Here is a 22355-nt window from a genome sequence, read left to right on the forward strand (position 1 = left end):
CTGGTGGGTGGTGTGTCAGGAGGATCTTTCTCCCTCACCGGCGGTAAGTGACAGGCCACACCTGTGATCTTTACCAAGACGTGAATATGTGCGATTGATCGATCAACTTTCGGAGCTGGAGCGCGTCCGGCGCGACAGCCGTGACCAGGATCGCCGGTCCCGCCGCGAGCGGGGTGACCACCGCGGTCTCTCCCAGGACGCGCGGTCCCGGCGGCTCCGTCCCGAACTCGGGGTCGACGACGAGGAGTTGCCCCACGGCCCGGTGCCCCTTGCCGATCACCGCGCCGCTCGCCCATCCGGGTGCACCGGGTCCGAGATCGAGCCGCTGGTCCAGCAGCGGACGTCCCCCGCGGCGCACGGTGAGCCGCGTGCCGAGCCGCCCCGGCCCCTCCCCCGTACGGCCGAGCACCTGCTCGTCGCGGAGCACCAGCCGCGCGGAGGGTGCCAGGTCCACGCGGATGTGCTGCCGCAGATCGCTGCCCGCGGCCGAGATGAGGGGCTCCGGGAGCCAGTGGAGGGTGCCGCCGTCGGCGACGGTGAGCCGTACGTCGTAGCGTGCGGGCTCCGCCTGTCCCGTACCCCCCGGCAGCGCGATGGTGGCCGCGCTCCCGTCCAGCCGCAGCGCCGCCCCCTCCCCCACCTGCGCCTCGATCACGAGCCGGTCGCCGGTCAGGGGCGCGCTCATCGCCCCGACGAGCGTGACCCGGGCCCGCGCCGGGTCGGCCGCGCGCGTACGCCGCGGCGCGAACGGCCCTTCGCCGCTGAGCACCGGCAGCGCGGTACGGCCCCGGGCGTCCAGCGCCGCGGCGATACGGGCGGTGGCGTGGACGCCGGTCGTCGGCGCGGGGGCGGTCGTCATGCGGCGGAGGCGACCGGGGTCGCGCGCCAGGCGGCGAGCCGCTCACGGACCCAGTCGGCGACGGGCCCGACGCCCTCCTCGCCCCGGAGGGACTGGAAGACGACGGGGAGGTCGCCGCGCTGGGCCTTCGCGTCGCGTGCCATGCCCTCCAGGTCGGAGCCGACGTACGGGGCGAGGTCCGTCTTGTTGACGACCAGCAGATCGGCCGTGGTGACGCCGGGGCCACCCTTGCGCGGGATGTCGTCGCCGCCCGCGACGTCGATCACGAAGATCTGCGCGTCGATGAGGCCCTTGGAGAAGGTCGCGGTGAGGTTGTCGCCGCCGGACTCGACGAGGATCAGGTCGAGCGGTCCCACTTCGTCCTCCAGGTCCTCGACGGCTTCGAGGTTCGCGGAGATGTCGTCGCGGATCGCGGTGTGCGGGCAGGCGCCGGTCTCCACGGCGGTGATCCGCTCGGGCGGCAGCACGGCCTCGCGGAGCAGGAAGGCGGCGTCCTCGCGGGTGTAGATGTCGTTGGTGACGACGGCCAGCGAGAGGGCGTCGCGCAGTGCGCGGCAGAGCGCCGCGACGGTGGCGGTCTTGCCCGAGCCCACGGGCCCGCCCAGCCCGATGCGCAGCGCGCGGCGCGTGCCGTCGGCGCGGGTGGGGTGCGCGGCGCCGTGGGTGTGGCGCTCGGGGAACATCTCGTCGAGTTCGTGGTCGAGGTGCATGGGCGAACGTTCCTTTCGGGGAGGGGCTCAGGACGCGAAGAGGCGTACGGGCCACGTCGCGTGGGCCTCGGCCGTGATGTCCAGCAGCGGCCCCGAGGCGGCGGGCAGCGCCTCCGGGTCGCCGGTCGCGGCGGCGTCGGCGGCCTCGCGGGCCACCGCGTCGACTTCGGGTGCGAGCCGGGCCAGCACGGCCGTGGCGTCGAAGGGGTCGAGGCTGAGCAGACGTACGGCGGCGGTCGCCGGGCCGCTGACGTTCTCGTACGCGGCGGCGTAGGCGGCGTCCAGCGGCCCCAGCCCCGCCGACCGGGCCGCGAGGCCGAGCACGACGGGCTGGTGCGCGCCCTTGGGCCGGGCGGCGGCGAGCGCGTCCAGCTCGGGGCCCGGCCAGGCGGCGCGGGCCGCGCGCATCATCTGCCGGCCCAGCTTGCGGGCCGTACGGCGCAGTGCGGGCGAGGGCGTACGGGCGTCCGCCTCGGCGTCGAGGACGAGCGGGTCGAACGCGCCACCGGGCGCGGCCGCGGCGGCGGCGAGCCCGGCGGCCGTCAGCCCGGCGGTGTGCAGCCGCCCGCGGCAGAACGCCGCGAGCGAGGGCGCGTCCGCGATACGGCCCGCCTTCACGGCCGCCTCGGCCCCGCCGGAGTGCGCGTGTCCTCCCGCCGGGAAGCGGCCGTCGGCCAGGACGAGGAGTGCTGCCCGGGACATCAGAAGAGGAAGTACCGCTGGGCCATGGGCAGTTCCGGCGCGGGGTCGGGCGTGACCGGGGTGCCGTCGATGGTGACCGTGAAGGTGTCGGGGTCGACCTTGACGTCGGGGCGGGCGTCGTTCTCGCGCATGTCGGCCTTGGTGACGGGCCGGGTGTCGCCGATGGCGGCGAACCGCTTGCGCAGGTCGAGACGGTCGGCGAGCCCGTCGTCGAGCGCGGTCCCCGTCACGAAGTTGACGGAGTTGGAGCCGGGCGCCCGGCCCGTGGCGCCGAACATCCGGCGGGGCAGCACCGGTTGCGGAGTCGGAATGGACGCGTTCGCGTCGCCCATCTGCGCGTAGGCGATCTGCCCGCCCTTGATCACGGTCTGCGGCTTGACGCCGAAGAACGCCGGGTCCCACAGCACCAGGTCGGCGAGCTTGCCGGGCTCGACCGAGCCGATCTCGGCGTCCATGCCCTGCGCGACGGCGGGGTTGATCGTGTACTTGGCGACGTAGCGCCGGGCCCGGCGGTTGTCCGCCCTGCCGTCCCCGGCGAGAGCCCCGTACCGCTTCTTCATCACGTGCGCCGTCTGCCAGGTGCGCAGCACGACCTCGCCGATACGGCCCATGGCCTGGGAGTCGGAGGAGATGATCGAGATCGCGCCGAGGTCGTGCAGGGTGTCCTCGGCGGCGATGGTGCTGGGCCGGATGCGGGACTCCGCGAAGGCGAGGTCCTCGGGCACGGCGGGGTTGAGGTGGTGACAGACCATCAGCATGTCGAGGTGCTCCTCGACGGTGTTGACGGTGTGCGGCCGGGTCGGATTCGTCGAGGACGGCAGGACGTTGGGCTCGCCGACGACGGTGATGATGTCCGGCGCGTGCCCGCCGCCCGCGCCCTCGGTGTGGTACGCGTGGATGCCGCGTCCGGCGATGGCGGCGAGGGTGTCGCCGACGAACCCGGCCTCGTTGAGGGTGTCGGTGTGGATGGCGAGCTGGGCCCCGGTCTCGTCACAGACCCCCAGACAGGCGTCGATCGTGGCAGGGGTCGCACCCCAGTCCTCATGGATCTTGAACCCGACGGCTCCGCCGCGCAGTTGGCTGAGCATGGCGTCGCGCGAGACGGTGTTGCCCTTGCCGAGCAGGCCGACGTTGACGGGCAGCCCGTCCATGCCCTCCAGGGTGCGGGCGAGATGCCACGGCCCCGGCGTGACGGTGGTCGCCTTGGACCCCTCGGCGGGGCCCGTACCCCCGCCGACGAGCGTGGTGATGCCGGAGGCGAGGGCCTCGTCCACGAGCTGGGGGCAGATGAAGTGCACGTGCGCGTCGATGGCCCCGGCGGTGAGGATCTTGCCGTTGCCCGCGATGATCTCGGTCTCGGGGCCGATGACGAGGCCGGGGTGGACCCCGTCCATCGTGTCGGGGTTCCCGGCCTTGCCGAGCGCGACGATACGGCCGTCGCGTACCCCGATGTCGGCCTTGACGACGCCCCAGTGGTCCAGCACGAGCGCGCCGGTGATCACGGTGTCCGGGGCGCCCTCGGCACGGGTCGTACGGGCCTGGCCCATCGACTCACGGATGACCTTGCCCCCGCCGAACACGGCCTCGTCGCCGGAGCGTCCGGGGCCGCCGGAGCGGTCCTCCTCGATCTCGACGACGAGGTCGGTGTCCGCGAGCCGTATCCGGTCGCCGGTGGTCGGGCCGAAGAGATCGGCGTAGGCGGGACGGGAGAGCTCAGGCATCGAGGGGGCCTCCGATGGCGCCGCGGAGCCCGGCGACGACGCGCTTGCCGCGCAGCGGCACGAGCGCGACCTCGACGGGAATGCCGGGCTCGAAGCGGACGGCGGTGCCCGCGGCGACGTTGAGCCGCTTCCCGCGGGCCGCCGCGCGGTCGAATTCGAGCCCGGGGTTGGCCTCGGCGAAGTGGTAGTGGGAGCCGACCTGCACGGGCCGGTCGGCGGTGTTGAGCACGGTCAGACGGGTCACCTCGGCGCCCTCGTTGATCCGTACCGGCTCCTCGGCGAAGAGGATCTCTCCGGGAATCATCTGCTGCGCGCTCCTCGTCAGGCGATCGGCTCGTGGACGGTGACGAGCTTGGTCCCGTCGGGGAAGGTCGCCTCGACCTGCACGTCGTGGATCATCTCGGGGACCCCGTCCATCACGTCGTCGCGCCCGAGGACGGAACGCCCGGAGTCCATCAGCTCGGAGACGGTACGCCCGTCGCGCGCGCCCTCCAGCACATGCGAGGTGATCAGCGCGACGGCCTCGGGGTGATTGAGCTTCAGCCCGCGCGCCCGGCGCCTCTCGGCGACGTCGGCCGCCACGTGGATGAGCAGCCGTTCCTGCTCGTGCGGGGTCAGTTGCATGGTCTCCACCTCACAGTCGTCGCGCCGGGGCCTGGAGCGACCCGGTCACTGGGGGCGACGCACTCGCGAAATAGATGTATCACACAAGCGAAACCCCTCTACGGCCTGGACCCAGGACATTACTCAGGCATTACTCCGGGATTACTTCCCTTGTGTTTCGCGGCAGTTAACGCCTCAGAGGCCGCAACGGCTGACACCGACTCGACCTCCGCTCTGCTCTGCCCGGGGGCAGCTAGGTGGACCGCGCCCGTTCCAGGTTCGTCCGCACCGTAGTGGTGAGCGGGTGGCCCTGCCCCAGGACCCGCTCGCTGTCGTGCAGGGTGCGTTCGAACAGCTGGATCGCCCGCCCCAAGTGCCCTGCCATTTCATACGCACGGGCGAGATCGTTGCGCGCGATGAGCACTTTGGGGCGGTCGCTGCCCAGGACCCGCTCGGAGTCATGCACGGTGCGTTCGAGCAGCGAGATCGCCCGCTCCAAGTCACCTGCCTTCTCATATGCGCTGGCGAGGTGGCGGCGCGTGGCAAGCATGGAGGGGTGACCGTTGCCCAGCACCCGCTCGCAGCCGTGCAGGGCGCGCTCAAGCAGCGGGATCGCCCGCTCCAGGTCCCCCGCCGCCGTGTATGCACCACCAAGGCTGCGGCACGAAGCCAGCGTGCCGGAGTGGTCGCTGCCCAGCACCCGCTCGGCGTCGTGCAAGGTGCGCTCGAGCAGCGGGATCGCCCGTTCCAGGTCCCCGGCCACCGTGTATGCGACACCGAGGCTGCGGCACGAAGCCAGCGTGCCGGGGTGGTCCTTGCCCAGCACCCGCTCCCGATCCTCCAGAGTGCGTTCGAACAGCGGGATCGCTCGCTCCAGGTCCCCCGCCGCCCGGTACGCGACGGCGAGGTTGTTGCGTGAGGTCAAGGTGTCGCGGTGGTCCTCGCCCAGGAGCTGCTCCCGTTTCCGCAGGGTGTGTTCGTGGAGTGGGATCGCCCGCTTCAGGTCTCCGGCCTCCTCGTATGCGTAGGCGAGGTTGCTGCGCGACGTCAGCGTGTCGGGGTGGTCGCTACCCAATACCCGATCCCGTTGTTCCAGGATGCGTTCGAACAGCGGGGTCGCTCGCCCCAGGTCCCCCGCCGCAAAGTGCGCGTAAGCGAGGAAGTTACGTGCGGTCAGGGTGTCGGGGTGGTCGCTGCCCTGGATCCGCCTTTGGGCTGCAAGGGCACGGTGGAGAGCCTGGATGGCCGGGGCGAGGACACTCTGACCTGTTCGGTATTGAGCGGTGAGATAGAGGACGAGGGCAGTACGAAGGGTGTCGCGGTCGGGGGCGTGGTGGTGAGTGAGGGCGTCGGCGTGCGGGAGGAGGCTTCGGCACCGGGGCCAGGTGTCAGGCCGAATGTGGCTGTCGGCGGGGAAAGCGTTGGTGAGGAGTGTGGTGGCCTGGCCGCGCGCGTGGTCGATGGCTTCGGGTCGACGGTGGGGGTCGTCGGCGTCGGGGGTGCGGGCGAGGGTCTGGAGGACGCGGTGGACGGTCAGGGTGCCGTCGGCATTGTCGGTGATCATGCTGTAGGCCGTGAGCCGACCGATCGCGGCGGCCAGGCGGGGCGGTTCGGCGAGGCCGTCGAGGAGGTCGCGGGGGATACGGTCCGGGGCGTACCAGGCCAAGATCCGCAACAGGTCGCCGGTGAGGGGCGTGTCGGCGAAGCGGTCCAGTGTGAGGTGCCAGATGCGGGTGATGGTGCGTTCGGCGTCGCCGCCCACAGCCCCCGCGGCGAACATGTCGGCGGGCCAGCGAGCCAGCATGTCCAGGTAGGTGCGTGGGGAGGTGCCGGTCTCGGCGCAGTAGGCGGCGGCCTGTTCCACTGCCAGGGCCAGGTGCCCGAGTTCCTCGCACGCCGCTTCTGCGCCCTCCGTGCACCGGAGCCCGTGATGGGTGAGGACACGGGTGAACAGCTCCCAGGCTTCGGCCGGATCGAACACGTCGAGGCTGAGAGTGGTGGCGTGGTGGTGCCAGCCGGTCGCACGCCGGGTGGTGATCAGGATCCGGCCGCCCGGGACACGGTCCAGCAGCGGGCGGATGTGCCGGGGTTCTTCGACGTTGTCCAGCACCAGCAGCCATCCGTCATGGCCGGCGAGCCAGGCGATCGCGCGTTCGCTCTGCACCTCGGCGGGCAGCCCGGCCAGTGCGGGCTGCAGGGCCCGGGCCAGCGCCGTCAGCCCCGCCTCGACCGCGCTTGCGCTGTCGGCGGTGAGCCACCAGCGCAGCCTCTCGGGCCGCCTGGCGGCCCAGTGCGCGGCGAGCGCCGACTTGCCCACCCCGCCCAGTCCGCGCACCGCGTGCACGACGACGCCTCCGGGGCGGGCGAACGCCTCATCCAACGCACCGAGTTCCTCGGCCCGGCCGACGAACAGGCCGGAGCCAATGTTGGAAATCCCGCCGTCCACGGCATCGTCCGGGATCGGCGCATACGCCTCGGACGGGAGCACGAATGCCCGCTCCGCCTGGATGTACTGCGTCGACGAGCCGGTCACATCGCCGCCTGCGACGATCGCCCCGTCACTCCCGTGGAGTCCACCGGACGCCTCTGGCCGCCGCTCAGGTGCTTTCCTGCGCTTGCTGGTCATGGCCCGTACTCGGTATGGGAGTCCTCGACGTCCCCGCCCGCGACGATGGCGCCCTCACTGCCCGCCACCCCCGGCACACCACCGGGCTGCCCGCTCGCTGGGTCTGGGGATTGCTCTGGTGTGCGCAGTTGCCGCAGCGCCACCCCCAGTGCGGCGATACCGGCCACCGACCCGGCGGCGCCCCACGCCTGATCAGAGCCTTCCGGATGCACGACGGTCGCCCACACCACCAATCCCGCCGCCGCACCCGCTCCCAGTAGGGCAGGTCCCCACCAGCGCATCCGCCGCCAGACCGTCATGTCTCATACTCACCCTGGAATCATGGTCAAGTCCGCATATTCAGTCGGAGATAGCACAACTTGTGCCGACAGGGCCGAACGCTCGATGAGACGGGCTCGGAACGCCGTCCCGTCACCGCTTCCCAGCAGCCAGGACAGCAGCATGCAGGTGGCGGGCGGGCTTGCGCAGCAGGCGGGTGGTGGCCTGGTCTCCGTATTCGGGGACCGTCAACTGCGAGATGTAGGCGGGCTGCTGGGCGCTGGATTCGATCTTGGATCCGTTGCAGACGCGGGCGAGTTTGTTCATCGAGTCCCGCACGGTCCTGGCCTCTCCCTCTGCGTTCAGCCGCAGCGGACGTCCCCCGGCGGCCGCTGCCCCGTCGCGAGGAAGCGGGTCACCGTGCGGTCGCCGCACGCGTTGCCGTTGGCGACGTAGGACTCGTGGCCCGTGGCGTCGACGGTCACCATGCGGGCGCGGGCGCCCAGGGCCGCGCGGAGTTTGAGGGCTCCGGCCAAGGGGCTGGCGGGGTCCCGTTCGTTCTGGACGAGGAGGATGTTCGAGGGGCCGTGGCCGGTGACGCGTACGGGGGCCTCGCGGGGCGCGTACGGCCAGGCGGCGCACGGCATCGCGTTGCGGGGCATGCCCGCGGTGAGGGGGAACTGGGCGCGGCTGGCAGTGACTTCCTTCTGGTAGACGGCGGCCGAGCGGGGCCAGGCGATGTCGTTGCAGAGGGTGGCCGTGCCTACGGCGATGGAGTTCTGCATCGCCTTCTCCGGCGGGGCCTTCGGCGCGGGCGGCAGTGCGGTGCCCTCGCGCGCGGCCCGTACGAGACGGGCGAGGGCGGGGTAGCCGTCGGGCTCGTACAGGGTGGTGAGGAGGGTGTGGCGGAGCACGTTGCCGGTGAGCTCCGCGGGGTGCGCGCCCGGCCAGGGACGCGGCTCGCGGTCGAGGCGGGCGGCGAGGCGGAGGAAGAGCGGGCGCACCTGGGCGGCGGCCCTCGCGAGCCGGTCCGGGTTGCCGGGCCGCGAGGCCCACTCGGCGAAGTCGGGGAAGGCGTCCTCGACACCCCGTTCGTGCGCGGAGATCCAGTTGCGGCCGACGCGCGTGGGGTCCGGGTCGTCGTTGCTGTCCAGCACGACGCGGTCGGTCCGGGAGGGGAAGAGCTGGGCGTACACGGCGCCCACGTAGGTGCCGTACGAGGTGGCCCAGGCGGAGACTCTCGGTTCGCCGAGTGCGGCGCGGACGCGGTCGAGGTCGCGGGCCACGTTGGCGGTGGTCAGGTGGCGCAGGAGCGGGCCGCCGTTGCGGGCGCAGGCGTCCGATATTCGCTTCGCCGTCACGAGGTTGCCGGTGACGGAACCGTCGGGCCCCGGCCAGGGGCGCAGCGCGGAGGGGGCCAGGTCGCGGCGTTCCAGGCCGCAGTCCACGGGGGCCGAACGGCCGAGCCCACGGGGGTCGAGGCCGATGAGGTCGTAGGCGTCGCGCACCTTCTGAGGCAGCTTCTGCCCCTTTCCCGACGGGTTGTCGATCCCGGATTCGCCGGGTCCGCCCGGTATGAGCAGGAGGGCGCCCCTGCGTACCGAGGGCTTCTCGCTCGGGATACGGGAGACGGCCAGGGAGAGGGTGGCCCCGCCGGGGTCGGCGTAGTCCCGGGGGACCTCGACGGTCGCGCACTGCTGGCGGGGGTCGACGCCCTCACCATCGCCCTCGCACGCGGTCCAGTGGGGAGCGCCGCGGGGAGCGACTGACGGGGCCGCGGCCACCGGCGGGGCGGTGGGACCGGCGAGGACGGCCGCCGTGGTGGCGGCGACGCACAGGGCGGCGTGGCGCTTGCTCTTCGTCATGGGGCGAGCCTCGCCGCCGCGCGAGGGGCGCCACATCCACCGACTGGTCAGTGTTCTCGGGGGGTTACCTCCACTCCTTCGCGCGGGAGCGCCATGGAGACCAGGCCGCGCAGGCCCTCCCGGAAGTCATCCTTGGTCATGCCGCCGAACAGCGCCTGCTGCACGAAATAGCCCTGCACGGCGCCGATCAGGGTGCGCGCCACGTGCTCGGTGTCGACCTCGCGGTCGACCCAGCCGTGCTCCTTGTATGTGTCGACGAGACGGCACCACTGGAACCGCAGCTGCCCGTACGCCTCCGCGACCACCTCGGCGAGCTGAGGGCTGCGCAGCGCCTCCGCCCACACCTGGACGAGCAGCCGGGGCAGCTCCCTGGAATCCTCCCCCGCGCCGATGGCCTTCTCCACCCGCCCGAAGACCTCCGCGAACAGTTCGTCGGGAGCGAGCGGCACCTCGGCGGCTCCGGCGAAGTCGAAGGAGGAGAGCACCGTCTGCAGGGCCTCGCCCGCGACGGCGGCGACGATCTCCTCCTTGCTGCCGAAGTAGCGGTAGACCGCCCCGGCGGACAGGCCTGTCTCCTTGAGCACGTCCTGCATGGACGCGGCATGGAACCCGTTCCGGAGGAAGGCGCGGCGGGCGCCGTCGAGGATCTGCCGACGCCGGGCGTCGAGGTGTGCCTGGGATACGCGAGCCATGCCGTAAACGTAAAACGAACGTTCCTTCTTGACAAGCGGCACGCGCGGCGGGACGGTGGGCGCGTCTACAAAAACGAACGATCCTTCTTTTTAGCTGGAGGCCCGCCGTGTCCCCCCTGATCCCCCTCAACCGCCTGAGCCGTCTGAGCGCACCCCTGGTCCTCGTGCCCCTCATCGTCGCCTTCGCGCTCTGGGCCTTCGCCTGGCCCGCCGCGCGTACGGAGCCCCGCGATCTGCCCCTGGGCGTCGCCGGGCCGCCCGCCGCCACCGAGCAGGTGCGCGAGGGGCTGCAGCAGCGCGAGGGCGCCTTCGAGCTGCACACGTACCCGGACGAGGGCGCGGCCCGCGACGCGATCAAGGACCGCGAGATCTACGGGGCTGTCGCCGTGTCCCCCTCGGGACCGAAGCTGCTGACCGCCACCGCGGCCGGGCCCGTGGTCGCGCAGCTGCTGGAGCAGGCCGCCGCGCGGATGGCGCCCGACGGCGGCACCGTCCCCACGGACGACGTGGTGGCCGCGCCGCCGGAGGACCCGCGCGGGGCCGTGCTCAGCGCGAGCGTGCTGCCGATGGCCATCGCCGGGGTCGCGGGCGGCGCGCTCGTGGCGCTGATGCGGCTGCGCGGCACGCGCGGGGTCGTCGTCCTGCTCGGCGTCGCCGCCCTCGTGGGGGCCGTGGGCGCGGGCATCACCCACTCCTGGCTCGGGGTGCTCGGGGGCAACTGGTGGGCGGAGGCCGCCGCGATCGGGCTGACGGCCCTCGCGGTGAGCGCGACGGTCGCGGGCCTGGAGGCGCTGCTGGGAACCGCCGGGATCGGGATCGGCGGCCTGATCGCCGTACTGCTGGGCAACCCGACCTCCGGCGTGACCTCGGCCCCCGAGATGCTGCCCGAACCGCTGGGGTGGCTCGGCCAGTTGCTGCCGCCGGGCGCGGGCGGCTCGCTGCTCCGCTCGGTCTCCTTCTTCGACGGGAAGGCCGCCGACACCCCCGTCCTCGTCCTCACCGTCTGGGCGGTGCTGGGCCTGGTGGCGGTGACGGTCGGCGGCCTCCGCAAGGACCGGGACCGCGCCGCCGGAGGTCCGGAAGCGGCGACGGACGCGGCGACGGACGCGGCGACGGACGCGGCGACGGACGCGGACGCGCCCGCGGAACGGCCGATCACCACGGCCCCGGTGGGCTGACGCGGCACCGCCCGCGCAGCGGACCCGGCTGTCCGGTATCCGCTCTTGACGGGGCCCCCTGGCAGCAGGACTCTCATGCCGCGCCAGCCACCCCTCACGTGTGATTCCCCGTCGCAGCTCCTGTGCGACTCCCCACTCCCGAGCATCGGAGCCTCACCGTGATACCCAGCTCTCACCGCAGACACAGACCCTCACGCGGTCACTTACGCAGCAGGTCCGTACGCCGCACCGTCGTCGCAGCGCTGGCCAGTACGGCGCTCGCCGTGACGCTCCTGGGCGCGGCCGGTGCCCAGGCCGACGACGCCACGGCCGTACGGGCACGCGTCGCGGCGCCCGACATCCCCGTGGCCAACGTGCAGCAGCACCTCAAGGAGTTCCAGGCCGCGGCGAACGCGAACGGCGGCAACCGCGCCTTCGGCCGCACCGGCTACCGCGCCTCGCTCAACTACATCAAGGGGCGGCTCGACCAGGCCGGGTTCCAGACACGTATCCACCAGTTCAGCTACGGCGGCAGGACCGGCTACAACCTGATCGCCGACTGGCCCAAGGGCGGCTCGTCCGGCAAGACGCTGATGGCGGGCTCGCACCTCGACTCGGTCTCCCGCGGCCCCGGCATCAACGACAACGGCTCGGGCTCCGCCGGAATACTGGAGGTCGCCCTCGCCGTCGCACGGGCCGACCTCCAGCCCGCGCAGCACCTGCGGTTCGGCTGGTGGGACGCGGAGGAGCTGGGCCTCGTCGGCTCGCAGCGCTACGTCGCCAGCCTCCCCCAGTCCGAGCTGAGCAAGATCAGCGCGTACGTCAACTTCGACATGACCGGCTCGCCCAACCCGGGCTACTTCGTCTACCAGGACGACCCGACGGTCTCCCGCGTCTTCACCGACTGGTACCGCTCGAAGGGCATCGAGACCGAGTACACCAGCGTCGGCGGGCGCAGCGACCACGCCTCGTTCGCCAACAGGGGCGTCACGGTCGGCGGCACCTTCTCCGGCGCCGAGGGCATCAAGTCCTCGGCCCAGGCCCGTAAGTGGGGCGGCACGGCGGGCCAGGCGTTCGACCGCTGCTACCACGCGTCCTGCGACACGACGGCGAACATCAACGAGCGTGCGCTCGACGTCAACACCGACGCCATCGCGCACGCCCTCTGGACGCTCAGCTCCTGACCCGCGTCATCTGCTCTCGCCCGGCCGCCGGTGCTCGGCGGCCGGGCTCCTGTGCTCGGCGGCCGGGCTCCTGTGCTCGGCGGCGGCTGCCGTGCCGCGGTGCTCGGCGGCGATGCCGAAGCGCCGCCCCTCGCGTTCGCCCGCAGCGGAGCCGAAGGGCCGCACGGCGGAGACGGTGCTGATGACCTCCTCCTGCTCCGCGGCGCTCTCTTCCTCAAGTCGTTCCAGGTCAGCGGCCGATACGAGCCCTACGAGGGGCTTTCCGTGCCGCGTGACCACGACGCGCTCCCCGCCGTACACCACCCGGTTGATCAGGTCGGCGAGCTCTGCGCGGGCTTGCGTCACCGGAATCTCGTAAGCCATGCTCCCCAGCATACGTTCTGTACGTCCTGTACATTTTTTACGGACGCGAGAGCGCATTCGAGAACATGACGAGAGGTGTGGAGCGATGACGCCGACGCGACCCGAAGCACGCTACGTACTGCCGGAGTTCACCGAGCGCACGAGCAACGGGTACCGCAATCTGGATCCGTACTCGAAGCTGCTCGACGAGCGGATCATCTTCCTCGGCACGCAGATCGACGACATCTCGGCGAACGATGTGATGGCGCAGCTCATGCACCTGGAGCACGCCGACCCGGACCAGGACATCCAGCTGTACATCAATTCGCCCGGCGGCTCGTTCACCGCGATGACGGCGATCTACGACACGATGCAGTTCGTCACCTGCGACATCATGACCGTCTGCCTGGGCCAGGCCGCCTCCGCCGCCTCCGTGCTGCTGGCCGCCGGGGCGCCCGGCAAGCGGCTGGCGCTGCCGGGCGCGCGGATCCTCATCCACCAGCCCCGGGTCGCCGAGCCGCTCCAGGGCCAGACCACCGACCTGGAGATCCACGCCAGGGAGATGCAGCGCACCCGCGACATGCTGGAGGAGCTGTACGTGAAGCACACGGGCCAGCCCCTGGAGCGGATCAGCCGGGACATCGAGCGGGACAAGGTCTTCGGCGCGGAGGAGGCGATCGTGTACGGGCTGATCGACAGCGTCACGGCCAGCCGCAAGCTCTCCGCGGCGCAGCCCCCGCGGAGGTGAGGCAGGTGCTCCCGCCCGAGCTGCCGCCGCTGCCCGCGCTCACGCGCGCCGAGTGCGATCTGGTCGACACCTATCTGGAAGTGCTCGACCTGCTCGGCCGGATCAATCCGGCGCGCGGCGGGGACACCTACCGGGGCCTGCGTGCCGCGCAGAGCCTGGTGGGGCGGGCCACCGCGCTGCGGGACGCGCTCACGCTGATGCACGACAGGGGCGAGAGCGAGGTCCACGCGGCCACGCTGGGGCGGGCGATCCGCGTCCTGGACGGGGAGCGCAGGTCCCGCCTGGTGGCGCTGCCGCCGGAGGACGTGGCCGGGTCCTGACCGGCCGTAGGCTGCGGGGATGACCGATCTCGCCAAGCTGCTCGACGCCGCCGCGCACGGTGAATTCCCGCCCGCCGACGGCTCGTTGACGGTGCTGCCCCAGCCGTCGCCGCGCGCGGCGGGCGTCCTGGCGTTCACGGCGCACTCGGTGGTCTTCGCGGACGCCGACCCCGACTGGATACGGGGCCTGCTGCCGCCGGACGACCTGGGCGCCCCGCTGGGCCCGCCGTTCCTGTCCGCGCTGTGCGCGCGTACGGGCAGGACGGCGGGCAGCCAGGACGCGCTGCTCGCCCTGCGCCCCGGCGAGACCCCCCGTGCGGCCCCCGCCGAAGGGCTGCGGGAGACCACCGACCGGGCGCACCCCCGCGTCACGCGGGCGCTGCGGTACCGCGACGAGGTACGGGCCTGGACGGCGCCCGGCGGCACCGTGCTGGTGGGGCGGGGCGTCGCCGGGCGGTGGGAGGTCGCGGTGGAGGTCGACGCGACGGCGCGCGGCGCGGGCCTCGGGCGGGCGCTCGCGGCGGCGGCACGGGAGCTGGTCCCGGCCGACGAGACGCTGTGGGCACAGGTCGCGCCGGGCAACGCGGCGAGCCTGCGGGCCTTCCTCGCCGCCGGGTTCACGCCCGTGGCCGCCGAGGTGCTCCTCACCTACGCGGGGGACTGAGCGGCACGGGGGACTGAGCGGCGCCGTCCGGGAAACCCGGGCCGTATGGCCGCGTCACTGCCCGTCGAGGCACCCCTCAGGAACGAGACCACGCTGGAGCGCGACGACCGGAACTTCGCCGAGCTCCTCCAGGAGCTGCGCGTCCTCCAGACCGGGGTCCAGATCCTGTTCGCCTTCCTGCTGACCCTGGCGTTCACGCCCCGCTTCCCCTCGCTGGACGGGGTGCAGCGGGGGGTCTATGTGGTGACGCTGCTGCTGGCGGTGTCGGCCGCCGTGCTCTTCACCGCCCCCGCCGCGCTGCACCGGGTGCTCTTCCGACGGGGGGTGAAGCGGACCATCGTCGACGTCTCGGCACGGCTGACCGCGATCGGGATGGCGGTGCTCGCGCTGGCGCTCACCGGTTCCGTGCTGCTCATCTCGGACGTCGTCCTGGGGCGTACGGGCGGGATCGCGACCGGCATCGGGGTGCTGGTGGGGTGCGCGGCGCTGTGGGCGGCCGTGCCGTGGTGGCTGCGGCACGTGCTCTGCGTACGGGGGCGCGGGGACCCGGACTGAGCTCCACCCGAGGAGGGAGAGGGCGGAAGGGGGGTGGCGACCTTGTCAGGAGGCCGGGACGGGGAGCCACGGGAGGGTGACCCACACCGTCTTGCCGCCGTCCGGCGTGGGGGTGATGGTCAGGTCGCCGCCCGACTCGGCCGTGAGCGTACGGATGATGACCAGGCCCCGGCCGTTGTCCTGCTGGACCGCCGCCGGGAGCCGCCTGGGCCTGCGGGGATGGCTGTCGGTGACGCCGACGCGGAGCTGCTCGGAGCGTTCGAGCCGGACCTCGACGGTGAACGTCGGGGACTGGCCCCGGGTGTGCTGGACGGCGTTGGTGGCCAGCTCGGAGACGATGAGGCGGACCGCGTCGACCACGTCGCCGTGCGCCATGCCCCACTCGGCGAGGATCCTGGTGACGTATCTGCGGGCGGCGGTGACCGAGGCAGGGGCGCTCGGCAGGGTGATGGTGGTTTCCTGAAGGTCTGCCATGGCGAGGCCGTCCCTTTCCCGCCGGGTCCGTGCGCGGTGACGCGAGGGGGCCGCGGATGGAGACGGTGCGGCCCGTGGACAACTGCTTCGCGTCAGCGTGCCATCACGCGGGGCCACGAGGGGGCCGATCCCCCTGGATGTGCATATATCTGTCGCTCGAAGCGGTGAACTCTGCGACGGCAGAACGTATTTGGACCGCAACTCGGCGTATCGGTTCCGGAGCCGGTGCCCGAGTGGTAACGATTCCGGGGCAGGTAGAGGGGCGGAGGGAGCGAACCATGCGACACGCGCCTGCGGTACGGCGCCGGAAACTGGGCGCCGAACTGAGGCGGCTGCGGGACAAGGCGGGCGTGACGAGCCGCGACGCGGCGGAACTGGTGGGCTGGCACCAGTCGAAGGTGAGCCGGATCGAGACCGGGCGCAGCGGCATCAAGCCCGCCGATCTGGTGCGGCTGCTGGACGCGTACCGGGTCGAGGACCCGGATCTGCGGGCGCTGCTCGCCGCGCTGGCCGGGGCCGACGGCTTCGACGGGCCGGAGAACGGGGCACCGAACGGCGGCCCCGCCGTGCGCGGCGCCACGCCGCACGGCCGGCAGGGCGCGCCCGGCGGGCCGCGGAGCGGTGCTCGGCGCGGCTGGTGGCACGCCTACCGTGACCTGCTGCCGCCCGCTTACCGCGACTTCATCTCGCTGGAGTCGGAGGCGGTGCGGGAGCGGACGCTGGAGACGACGGTGGTGCCGGGGCTGCTGCAGACCGAGGCGTACGCGCGCGAGGTGACGCGCGCGGCGCTGAGTCCGGACGCGCCGCAGAGCCGGATCGAATCGCTGGTCGAGGTGCGCGCCGCGCGGCAGGCCGTGCTGCACCGCGGTCCGCCGCTGCGGCTCGACGCGGTGCTGGACGAGGCGGTGCTCCGCCGGGAGATCGGCGGGCGCGGAGTGATGCGTGAGCAGCTGCGGTTCCTGGCGCACGCCGCCCGGCTACCACACGTACGCCTGCAAGTGTTGCCTTTTGACAGCGGTGTGCACATTGGGATCACAGGTCCTTTCGTTATCTTCTCCTTTTCGAACATTGCTGATCTGGACGTGGTTGTTCTCGACCATTTGACGAGTAGCCTCTATCTGGAGGAGCACAGCGAACTGCGGGCGTACTCCGCGGCGTTCGACACGCTGCGGACGCACGCCCTGTCCTACGAGGATTCCCTGGCGTTCATCGCCGGGGTCGCAGAGGGCATTTGAGGGGATTTCGCCATGTGTGACCACCTCCGTTGGAGGCGTAGCAGCTACAGCACGGGGGCGAACAACTGCGTGGAGGCCGCTCGGAACGACGACGGGCGGCTCGCCGTGCGGGACAGCAAACAGGCGAGGGACGGCGACGGCCATGTGCTGCTCTTCGGGAGCACCGCATGGGCGTCCTTCGTCACGTCCGTACGCGCGGCGACGGACTCGGACAACGGGGGCCGGGGGGTGTCCGGGCTGGACTGAGCTGGAACGGACCTGATTCCGGGTCAGGCGGCCGGTGCGGTGGCGATCACCGTGCCGGCCGCCGTCGTGAGCAGCTCCTCCGTCAGATCGGCCCGCGCGGTCAGCCGCAGCCGCGAGATGCCGTCGGGCACCGACGGCGGCCGGAAACAGCCCGCGAGGACCCCGGCCGTACGGCAGTCGGCCGCCCAGCGCACCGCCGCCTCCGGGGACGGCGCGCGGACGGAGACGACCGCGGCGTCCGGCCGGGCGGCCGCCAGGCCCGCCGCCGTCAGCCGCGCGTGGAGCCCCGTGGCGACCGCGCGGACGCGCGCCGGGCGCTCCGGCTCGCGGCGCAGCAGCCGCAGCGCGGCGAGGGCGCCGCCCACGGCGGCCGGGGCGAGGCCGGTGTCGAAGATGAACGTCCGCGCGGTGTTGAGCAGATGGGCGATCACCGGGGCCGGGCCGAGGACCGCGCCGCCCTGGGAGCCCAGCGCCTTGGAGAGGGTGACGGTCACGACGGTGCCCGGCGTCCCGGCGAGCCCGGCGGCGTGCGGGGCGCCGCGCCCGCCGTCGCCGAGGACGCCGAGGCCGTGCGCGTCGTCGATCAGCAGGCCCGCGCCCGTCGCGCGGCAGGCGGCGGCCAGTTCGGCGAGCGGCGCGGCGTCGCCGTCGACGGAGAAGACGGAGTCGGTCACCGCCAGCGCGGGCCCCTCCCCCGTACGCGCCGCCAGCTCCTTGCGCACGGCCCCCGGATCGGCGTGCGCGGCGACGGCCGTACGGGCACGGGAGAGGCGGCAGCCGTCGATCAGCGAGGCGTGGTTGCCCGCGTCGGAGACGAGGAGGCCGTCGTGCCCGGAGAGGGCGGTGACGGCCGCGAGGTTGGCGGCGTACCCCGAGGAGAAGACCAGGGCCGCCTCGAAGCCGCAGAACGCGGCGAGTTCGGCCTCCAGCTCCGCGTGCAGCTCCGTCGATCCGGTCACCAGGCGCGAGCCCCCGGAGCCCGCGCCCCAGCGCCGGGCCGCCTCGGCGGAGGCGGCGGTGACCTCGGGGTGCCGCGAGAGACCGAGGTAGTCGTTGCCCGCGAGGTCGAGCAGCGGGGAGTCGGCGGGGCGCGGGCGCAGCGTGCGCAGCAGCCCGGCGGCACGCCGGTCCTCCAGCGCGGCGCCGGTCCACGCGAACGGGTCCTGGCTGTGCGGCATGGCGCTGTCTCCTCGGGGACGCTGTCGGACTCTGACGACTACTCGCGGGTACTGCCCGGGGGTGCTTTGTAGACAGTGCATAGAACGTATCCCGCCGGACTCCTGGTCAGAATGTTGTTCTGCCCACAGTGCTGTCGAGCGGTCTTGTAGGGGTTCTCCATTTCGCCCGGGGGCGATTTCCAGCAGGATCGGTGCCATGGATCTGCTGACGACACTCGTGGACAAGGGCCTGCGGCGCGAGCTGCCGACACGCGACGAGGCCCTGGCCGTGCTGAGGACCTCCGACGACGAACTGCTCGATGTGGTGGCCGCGGCCGGGAAGGTGCGGCGCCAGTGGTTCGGCCGCCGCGTGAAGCTGAACTACCTGGTGAACCTCAAGTCCGGCCTGTGTCCCGAGGACTGCTCGTACTGCTCGCAGCGGCTCGGCTCCAGCGCCGAGATCCTCAAGTACACCTGGCTCAAGCCCGACGAGGCCGCGCAGGCCGCCGAGGCCGGGGTCAAGGGCGGCGCCAAGCGCGTCTGCCTGGTGGCGAGCGGGCGCGGCCCCACCGACCGCGACGTGGACCGCGTCTCCGAGACGATCGCGGCCATCAAGGAGCAGAACGAGGACGTCGAGATCTGCGCCTGCCTCGGCCTGCTGAAGGACGGCCAGGCGACGCGGCTGCGCGAGGCGGGGGCCGACGCGTACAACCACAACCTCAACACGTCCGAGGCGACATACGGCGACATCTGCACCACCCATGACTTCTCCGACCGGGTCGACACCGTGCGGAACGCGCAGTCCGCGGGCCTCTCCGCGTGCTCGGGGCTCATCGCGGGCATGGGCGAAACGGACGAGGACCTGGTGGACGTGGTGTTCGCGCTGCGCGAGCTGGACCCGGACTCGGTGCCCGTCAACTTCCTCATCCCGATGGAGGGGACGCCGCTGGCCGGGGAGTGGAACCTGAACCCGCAGCGCGCGCTGCGCATCCTCGCCATGACGCGCTTCGTCTGCCCCGACTCCGAGGTGCGGCTCGCGGGCGGACGCGAGGTCCATCTGCGCTCGATGCAGCCGCTCGCGCTGCACCTGGTCAACTCGATCTTCCTCGGCGACTACCTCACGAGCGAGGGGCAGGCGGGCCAGACCGACCTGGACATGATCGCGGACGCGGGCTTCGAGGTGGAGGGCACGGACACCACCACCCTGCCGGGGCACCGGCGCGAGCAGGAGCGCGGGCAGGTCGGCGTGCGCCGCCGCGGCGCGGGGACGGAGCTGCCGCCCAATGCCTGAGCCCCTCAAGCCCCTCCCCCCGGACGAGCTGCTCGCCCTGGACCGGCAGCACGTCTGGCACCCGTACGGCCCGATGCCCGGCACCGTCGCGCCCCTGGCCGTCGAGTCGGCCTCGGGCGTACGGCTGCGGCTGGCCGAACCGGCGTACGGGCAGCGGGAGCTGGTCGACGGCATGTCCTCGTGGTGGTCGGCGATCCACGGCTACAACCACCCCGTGCTCAACGAGGCCGCGACCGGCCAGCTCGGCCGGATGAGCCACGTCATGTTCGGCGGGCTCACGCACGAGCCCGCCGTACGGCTGGCGCGACGACTTGTCGACATCACCCCTGACGGCCTGGAGCACGTCTTCCTCGCCGACTCGGGCTCGGTCTCCGTCGAGGTCGCGGCCAAGATGTGCCTGCAGTACTGGCGTTCCCTCGGCAGGCCGGAGAAGCGGCGGCTGCTGACGTGGCGCGGCGGCTACCACGGCGACACCTGGCACCCCATGTCGGTGTGCGACCCCGAGGGCGGCATGCACCAGCTCTGGTCGGGCGTCCTCCCCCGCCAGGTCTTCGCGGACACCCCGCCGCCCGGCTTCGACGCCGAGCCCGACGAGGGGTATCTCGCCTCGCTGCGCGAGCTGATCGCGCACCACGCGGACGAGCTGGCGGCCGTCGTCGTCGAGCCGGTGGTGCAGGGCGCGGGCGGCATGCGGTTCCACTCCCCCGCGTACGTACGGGAACTGCGCGCGCTGTGCGACGAGTACGACGTACTGCTCGTCCTCGACGAGATCGCGACCGGCTTCGGGCGGACCGGCGCGCTCTTCGCCGCGGACCACGCGGGGATCACGCCGGACGTGCTGTGCCTGGGCAAGGCTCTGACCGGCGGCTATCTGACGATGGCCGCGACGCTGTGCACCCCGCGCGTGGCCGACGGCATCTCGCGCGGCGAGGTCCCGGTGCTGGCGCACGGCCCGACGTTCATGGGCAACCCCCTGGCCTCCGCCGTCGCCTGCGCCTCGGTGGACCTGCTGCTCGGGCAGGACTGGGCCGGCGAGGTCCGCCGCGTCGAGTCCGCGCTGCGCACGGGGCTGGCCCCGGCGGCGGCGCTGCCCGGCGTGCGCGACGTCCGCGTGCTGGGCGCGATCGGCGTACTCCAGCTCGACCACGAGGTGGACATGGCGGCGGCGACCCGTACGGCGGTGGCCGCGGGCGTCTGGCTGCGCCCGTTCCGCGACATGGTCTACGCGATGCCGCCGTACGTCATGGACGACGAGGACGTGGCGCGGGTCTGCGCCGCGATGCGCGCGGTGGCGGAGGCGGCATGAGCGGCGGGGGCAGCGTGAACGGCATGAACGGTGCGGACGGCGTGGGCGGCGCGTACGGCGCGTACGGCGCGTACGGCACGGACCGTGTGGGCGGCGCAGACGGCGTAGGCGGGCCGCAGGGGCCCAAGGGGGTCCTGGTCGTCTCCGGCACCGGGACCGAGATCGGCAAGACGGTCACCACCGCCGCGCTCGCCGCGTGCGCGGTGCGCGCGGGACGGTCGGTGGCCGTGCTCAAGGCGGCGCAGACGGGCGTCGGCGCGGACGAGCCCGGCGACGCGGAGGAGGCCGCACGGCTGGCCGGTCCCCGGGTGACGGTGGCCGAACTCGCCCGCTACCCCGAGCCGTTGGCCCCCGCGACGGCCGCGCGGCGGGCCCGGCTGCCGTACGTCGGCCCGGCGGACATCGCGGAGGCGGCGGCGAAGCTGGCCGCGGCGCACGACCTCGTCCTCGTGGAGGGCGCGGGCGGTCTGCTCGTACGGTTCGACGCGGCGGGCGGCACCGTGGCGGACGCCGCGCGGGCGCTGGCGGCACCCGTCGTGGTCGTCGCGGCCGCGGGCCTGGGCACGCTCAACGCCACGGCACTGACCGCCGAGGCACTCCGCGCGCGCGGGCTGACGTGCGCGGGCGCGGTCGTCGGCAGCCTCCCCGCCGCGCCCGACCTCGCCACCCGCTGCAACCTCGCCGAGTGGCCCGAGGCCACCGGCCTGCCACTGTCCGGCGCGGTCCCCGAGGGCGCGGGCGCCCTGCCGCCCGCCCGCTTCCAGGCGGCGGCGGCCGGGTGGCTGGCGCCGGAGCTGGGCGGCGTGTGGCAGCTCGCCGGGACGGACGGATAGACCCACCGGACACCCCACGGGACACCGGGGGCGCCCCTCCCCGCCCGGGGGAGGGAAGGGGCGCCCCTCATCCCCGGACACCCGTCGCAGACGCGTGGCACGCTGGCGGGTACCACCCACGGGGAGGAGCCACGATGCCCGCGAGAAGCAACAAGCCGCCGCGCGACGCCGTCCGGCACCCGCTCTTCGCTCGCTGCTACGCCCGCGCGAGCGTCACCGCCGACGACCGTTTCGGGATCGCCGCGCACCGGGAGACCCTGGTGGCGGGGCTCTCGGGCCGGGTGATCGAGGTCGGCGCCGGGAACGGGCTGAACTTCGCGCGCTATCCGCACAGCGTCTCCGAGGTCGTCGCGATCGAACCCGAGCGCCATCTGCGGCAGCTGGCCGCCGAGTCGGCGCTGCGCGCGGACGTGCCGGTGGACGTGGTGCCGGGGACGGCGGAGGCCCTGCCGGTCAAGAGCGAGTCGTTCGACGCGGCGGTGGTATGCCTGGTCCTGTGCTCGCTCCAGCACGTCCCCCGGGCCCTCGCGGAGATCCACCGCGTGCTCCGCCCCGGCGGCGAACTCCGCTTCTACGAACACGGACTGGCCGAGGGCCGCCCCGGCATGGCGGGCTTCCAGCGCGCCCTGGACCGCACGGTGTGGCCCCTCCTCTTCGGCGGCTGCCACACGGCGCGGAACCCGGTCGCCTCGATCGGGACAGCGGGCTTCACCGAGCTGCGGTACGAACGCCTGCGCGTACCGGCGGACGGCCCCCCGATGCCCCACTCGTTCCACGTCCTGGGCAGCGCGCGCCGCCCGTAGGCAC

The 22355-nt window shown here is 73.1% G+C and carries 25 protein-coding genes; 12 read left to right on the forward strand and 13 right to left on the reverse strand.

The window, feature by feature from the left end; all coding sequences use genetic code 11:
* Positions 1-70 precede the first annotated feature (70 nt).
* The 10 genes from ACGF3A_RS28850 to ACGF3A_RS28895 form a co-directional block, all read right to left on the reverse strand.
* A complete protein-coding gene (locus tag ACGF3A_RS28850) occupies positions 71-859 on the reverse strand; it encodes an urease accessory protein UreD (protein WP_393733271.1) in 789 nt (262 codons plus the stop codon).
* A complete protein-coding gene (ureG, locus tag ACGF3A_RS28855) occupies positions 856-1569 on the reverse strand; it encodes an urease accessory protein UreG (protein ID WP_393733272.1) in 714 nt (237 codons plus the stop codon). Before ureG ends, ACGF3A_RS28850 begins: the two co-directional genes overlap by 4 nt.
* 27 nt (positions 1570-1596) lie before the next feature.
* Positions 1597-2271: an urease accessory protein UreF gene (locus ACGF3A_RS28860; RefSeq protein WP_393733273.1), complete on the reverse strand. Its 675-nt coding sequence runs from the start codon at positions 2269-2271 to the stop codon at positions 1597-1599.
* On the reverse strand, positions 2271-3992 hold the full coding sequence (locus ACGF3A_RS28865; protein ID WP_393733274.1) for an urease subunit alpha: 1722 nt from the start codon (positions 3990-3992) through the stop codon (positions 2271-2273). Before ACGF3A_RS28865 ends, ACGF3A_RS28860 begins: the two co-directional genes overlap by 1 nt.
* The gene (locus ACGF3A_RS28870) at positions 3985-4296 is read right to left on the reverse strand and encodes an urease subunit beta (RefSeq protein ID WP_393733275.1); all 312 of its coding nucleotides are present in this window, start codon (positions 4294-4296) and stop codon (positions 3985-3987) included. Before ACGF3A_RS28870 ends, ACGF3A_RS28865 begins: the two co-directional genes overlap by 8 nt.
* A gap of 17 nt (positions 4297-4313) precedes the next feature.
* Positions 4314-4616 (reverse strand): urease subunit gamma, encoded by a 303-nt coding sequence (locus tag ACGF3A_RS28875; protein ID WP_393733276.1) that lies wholly within the window; start codon positions 4614-4616, stop codon positions 4314-4316.
* Between the two features lie 232 nt (positions 4617-4848).
* Positions 4849-7221, reverse strand: coding sequence for an FxSxx-COOH system tetratricopeptide repeat protein (fxsT, locus tag ACGF3A_RS28880; protein WP_393733277.1), 2373 nt, complete (start codon positions 7219-7221; stop codon positions 4849-4851).
* 411 nt (positions 7222-7632) lie between these two features.
* The gene (locus tag ACGF3A_RS28885) at positions 7633-7818 is read right to left on the reverse strand and encodes a hypothetical protein (RefSeq protein ID WP_393733278.1); all 186 of its coding nucleotides are present in this window, start codon (positions 7816-7818) and stop codon (positions 7633-7635) included.
* Positions 7819-7841: 23 nt separating this feature from the next.
* Positions 7842-9344, reverse strand: coding sequence for an alpha/beta hydrolase (locus tag ACGF3A_RS28890; protein WP_393733279.1), 1503 nt, complete (start codon positions 9342-9344; stop codon positions 7842-7844).
* A gap of 47 nt (positions 9345-9391) precedes the next feature.
* Entirely contained in the window at positions 9392-10036 is a 645-nt protein-coding gene (locus ACGF3A_RS28895) for a TetR/AcrR family transcriptional regulator (protein WP_393733280.1), read from the reverse strand.
* Positions 10037-10143: 107 nt separating this feature from the next.
* Between ACGF3A_RS28895 and ACGF3A_RS28900 the strand changes: the two genes are divergently transcribed.
* Both ACGF3A_RS28900 and ACGF3A_RS28905 read left to right on the forward strand, forming a co-directional pair.
* The gene (locus ACGF3A_RS28900; RefSeq protein ID WP_393733281.1) at positions 10144-11214 is read left to right on the forward strand and encodes an ABC transporter permease; all 1071 of its coding nucleotides are present in this window, start codon (positions 10144-10146) and stop codon (positions 11212-11214) included.
* A gap of 263 nt (positions 11215-11477) precedes the next feature.
* Positions 11478-12377 carry a M28 family metallopeptidase gene (locus ACGF3A_RS28905; RefSeq protein WP_393733282.1) on the forward strand — a complete coding sequence of 300 codons (900 nt, stop codon included), beginning with the start codon at positions 11478-11480 and terminating at the stop codon, positions 12375-12377.
* Between the two features lie 6 nt (positions 12378-12383).
* Here the strand turns inward: ACGF3A_RS28905 and ACGF3A_RS28910 are convergent, their stop codons facing one another.
* Positions 12384-12740 (reverse strand): type II toxin-antitoxin system Phd/YefM family antitoxin, encoded by a 357-nt coding sequence (locus ACGF3A_RS28910; RefSeq protein WP_393733283.1) that lies wholly within the window; start codon positions 12738-12740, stop codon positions 12384-12386.
* Positions 12741-12825: 85 nt separating this feature from the next.
* Between ACGF3A_RS28910 and ACGF3A_RS28915 the strand changes: the two genes are divergently transcribed.
* From ACGF3A_RS28915 to ACGF3A_RS28930, 4 genes are read left to right on the forward strand one after another with little or no spacing between them, the layout of a single operon-like run.
* Positions 12826-13467, forward strand: a complete 642-nt coding sequence (locus tag ACGF3A_RS28915) for an ATP-dependent Clp protease proteolytic subunit (RefSeq protein ID WP_393733285.1) — start codon at positions 12826-12828, stop codon at positions 13465-13467.
* 5 nt (positions 13468-13472) lie between these two features.
* Entirely contained in the window at positions 13473-13787 is a 315-nt protein-coding gene (locus tag ACGF3A_RS28920) for a hypothetical protein (RefSeq protein WP_393733286.1), read from the forward strand.
* Between the two features lie 19 nt (positions 13788-13806).
* Positions 13807-14451 carry a GNAT family N-acetyltransferase gene (locus ACGF3A_RS28925; RefSeq protein WP_393733287.1) on the forward strand — a complete coding sequence of 215 codons (645 nt, stop codon included), beginning with the start codon at positions 13807-13809 and terminating at the stop codon, positions 14449-14451.
* 45 nt (positions 14452-14496) lie between these two features.
* Positions 14497-15006, forward strand: coding sequence for a DUF6328 family protein (locus ACGF3A_RS28930; protein ID WP_393733288.1), 510 nt, complete (start codon positions 14497-14499; stop codon positions 15004-15006).
* Between the two features lie 45 nt (positions 15007-15051).
* Here ACGF3A_RS28930 and ACGF3A_RS28935 read toward each other — a convergent pair whose 3' ends face one another.
* Positions 15052-15480 carry an ATP-binding protein gene (locus tag ACGF3A_RS28935; RefSeq protein ID WP_393733289.1) on the reverse strand — a complete coding sequence of 143 codons (429 nt, stop codon included), beginning with the start codon at positions 15478-15480 and terminating at the stop codon, positions 15052-15054.
* 278 nt (positions 15481-15758) lie between these two features.
* Between ACGF3A_RS28935 and ACGF3A_RS28940 the strand changes: the two genes are divergently transcribed.
* Complete coding sequence (locus ACGF3A_RS28940) at positions 15759-16715, forward strand: helix-turn-helix domain-containing protein (protein ID WP_393733290.1); 957 nt, start codon at positions 15759-15761, stop codon at positions 16713-16715.
* 12 nt (positions 16716-16727) lie between these two features.
* A complete protein-coding gene (locus ACGF3A_RS28945) occupies positions 16728-16961 on the forward strand; it encodes a DUF397 domain-containing protein (protein WP_393733291.1) in 234 nt (77 codons plus the stop codon).
* 23 nt (positions 16962-16984) lie between these two features.
* On the opposite strand, the gene ACGF3A_RS28950 is transcribed toward ACGF3A_RS28945, so the two are convergent.
* Positions 16985-18139, reverse strand: coding sequence for an 8-amino-7-oxononanoate synthase (locus ACGF3A_RS28950; RefSeq protein ID WP_393733292.1), 1155 nt, complete (start codon positions 18137-18139; stop codon positions 16985-16987).
* 196 nt (positions 18140-18335) lie between these two features.
* Here ACGF3A_RS28950 and bioB point away from each other — a divergent pair, with 196 nt between their 5' ends.
* The 4 genes from bioB to ACGF3A_RS28970 all read left to right on the forward strand — a co-directional run bounded on the left by bioB (position 18336) and on the right by ACGF3A_RS28970 (position 22351).
* A complete protein-coding gene (gene bioB, locus ACGF3A_RS28955; RefSeq protein WP_393733293.1) occupies positions 18336-19409 on the forward strand; it encodes a biotin synthase BioB in 1074 nt (357 codons plus the stop codon).
* Positions 19402-20715 (forward strand): adenosylmethionine--8-amino-7-oxononanoate transaminase, encoded by a 1314-nt coding sequence (locus tag ACGF3A_RS28960; RefSeq protein WP_393733294.1) that lies wholly within the window; start codon positions 19402-19404, stop codon positions 20713-20715. Before bioB ends, ACGF3A_RS28960 begins: the two co-directional genes overlap by 8 nt.
* Complete coding sequence (gene bioD, locus ACGF3A_RS28965; protein ID WP_393733295.1) at positions 20712-21548, forward strand: dethiobiotin synthase; 837 nt, start codon at positions 20712-20714, stop codon at positions 21546-21548. Before ACGF3A_RS28960 ends, bioD begins: the two co-directional genes overlap by 4 nt.
* 134 nt (positions 21549-21682) lie before the next feature.
* Positions 21683-22351 (forward strand): class I SAM-dependent methyltransferase, encoded by a 669-nt coding sequence (locus tag ACGF3A_RS28970; protein WP_393733296.1) that lies wholly within the window; start codon positions 21683-21685, stop codon positions 22349-22351.
* The last annotated feature ends 4 nt before the right edge of the window (positions 22352-22355 follow it).

Origin of the sequence: Streptomyces sp. NPDC048172, assembly GCF_043202595.1 — a bacterium.
Lineage (GTDB): Bacteria > Actinomycetota > Actinomycetes > Streptomycetales > Streptomycetaceae > Streptomyces.

Excerpts from the sequence above, each read along its gene's own strand:
- ACGF3A_RS28865 (WP_393733274.1), bottom strand. The coding sequence starts at position 3,992 with ATGCCTGAGCTCTCCCGTCCCGCCTACGCCGATCTCTTCGGCCCGACC.
- ACGF3A_RS28850 (WP_393733271.1), bottom strand. The coding sequence starts at position 859 with ATGACGACCGCCCCCGCGCCGACGACCGGCGTCCACGCCACCGCCCGT.
- ACGF3A_RS28930 (WP_393733288.1), top strand. The coding sequence starts at position 14,497 with ATGGCCGCGTCACTGCCCGTCGAGGCACCCCTCAGGAACGAGACCACG.
- ACGF3A_RS28950 (WP_393733292.1), bottom strand. The coding sequence starts at position 18,139 with ATGCCGCACAGCCAGGACCCGTTCGCGTGGACCGGCGCCGCGCTGGAG.
- ureG (WP_393733272.1), bottom strand. The coding sequence starts at position 1,569 with ATGCACCTCGACCACGAACTCGACGAGATGTTCCCCGAGCGCCACACC.
- bioD (WP_393733295.1), top strand. The coding sequence starts at position 20,712 with ATGAGCGGCGGGGGCAGCGTGAACGGCATGAACGGTGCGGACGGCGTG.
- ACGF3A_RS28895 (WP_393733280.1), bottom strand. The coding sequence starts at position 10,036 with ATGGCTCGCGTATCCCAGGCACACCTCGACGCCCGGCGTCGGCAGATC.
- ACGF3A_RS28960 (WP_393733294.1), top strand. The coding sequence starts at position 19,402 with ATGCCTGAGCCCCTCAAGCCCCTCCCCCCGGACGAGCTGCTCGCCCTG.
- ACGF3A_RS28940 (WP_393733290.1), top strand. The coding sequence starts at position 15,759 with ATGCGACACGCGCCTGCGGTACGGCGCCGGAAACTGGGCGCCGAACTG.
- fxsT (WP_393733277.1), bottom strand. The coding sequence starts at position 7,221 with ATGACCAGCAAGCGCAGGAAAGCACCTGAGCGGCGGCCAGAGGCGTCC.
- bioB (WP_393733293.1), top strand. The coding sequence starts at position 18,336 with ATGGATCTGCTGACGACACTCGTGGACAAGGGCCTGCGGCGCGAGCTG.
- ACGF3A_RS28945 (WP_393733291.1), top strand. The coding sequence starts at position 16,728 with ATGTGTGACCACCTCCGTTGGAGGCGTAGCAGCTACAGCACGGGGGCG.
- ACGF3A_RS28970 (WP_393733296.1), top strand. The coding sequence starts at position 21,683 with ATGCCCGCGAGAAGCAACAAGCCGCCGCGCGACGCCGTCCGGCACCCG.
- ACGF3A_RS28890 (WP_393733279.1), bottom strand. The coding sequence starts at position 9,344 with ATGACGAAGAGCAAGCGCCACGCCGCCCTGTGCGTCGCCGCCACCACG.
- ACGF3A_RS28925 (WP_393733287.1), top strand. The coding sequence starts at position 13,807 with ATGACCGATCTCGCCAAGCTGCTCGACGCCGCCGCGCACGGTGAATTC.
- ACGF3A_RS28870 (WP_393733275.1), bottom strand. The coding sequence starts at position 4,296 with ATGATTCCCGGAGAGATCCTCTTCGCCGAGGAGCCGGTACGGATCAAC.
- ACGF3A_RS28860 (WP_393733273.1), bottom strand. The coding sequence starts at position 2,271 with ATGTCCCGGGCAGCACTCCTCGTCCTGGCCGACGGCCGCTTCCCGGCG.
- ACGF3A_RS28915 (WP_393733285.1), top strand. The coding sequence starts at position 12,826 with ATGACGCCGACGCGACCCGAAGCACGCTACGTACTGCCGGAGTTCACC.
- ACGF3A_RS28935 (WP_393733289.1), bottom strand. The coding sequence starts at position 15,480 with ATGGCAGACCTTCAGGAAACCACCATCACCCTGCCGAGCGCCCCTGCC.
- ACGF3A_RS28875 (WP_393733276.1), bottom strand. The coding sequence starts at position 4,616 with ATGCAACTGACCCCGCACGAGCAGGAACGGCTGCTCATCCACGTGGCG.
- ACGF3A_RS28910 (WP_393733283.1), bottom strand. The coding sequence starts at position 12,740 with ATGGCTTACGAGATTCCGGTGACGCAAGCCCGCGCAGAGCTCGCCGAC.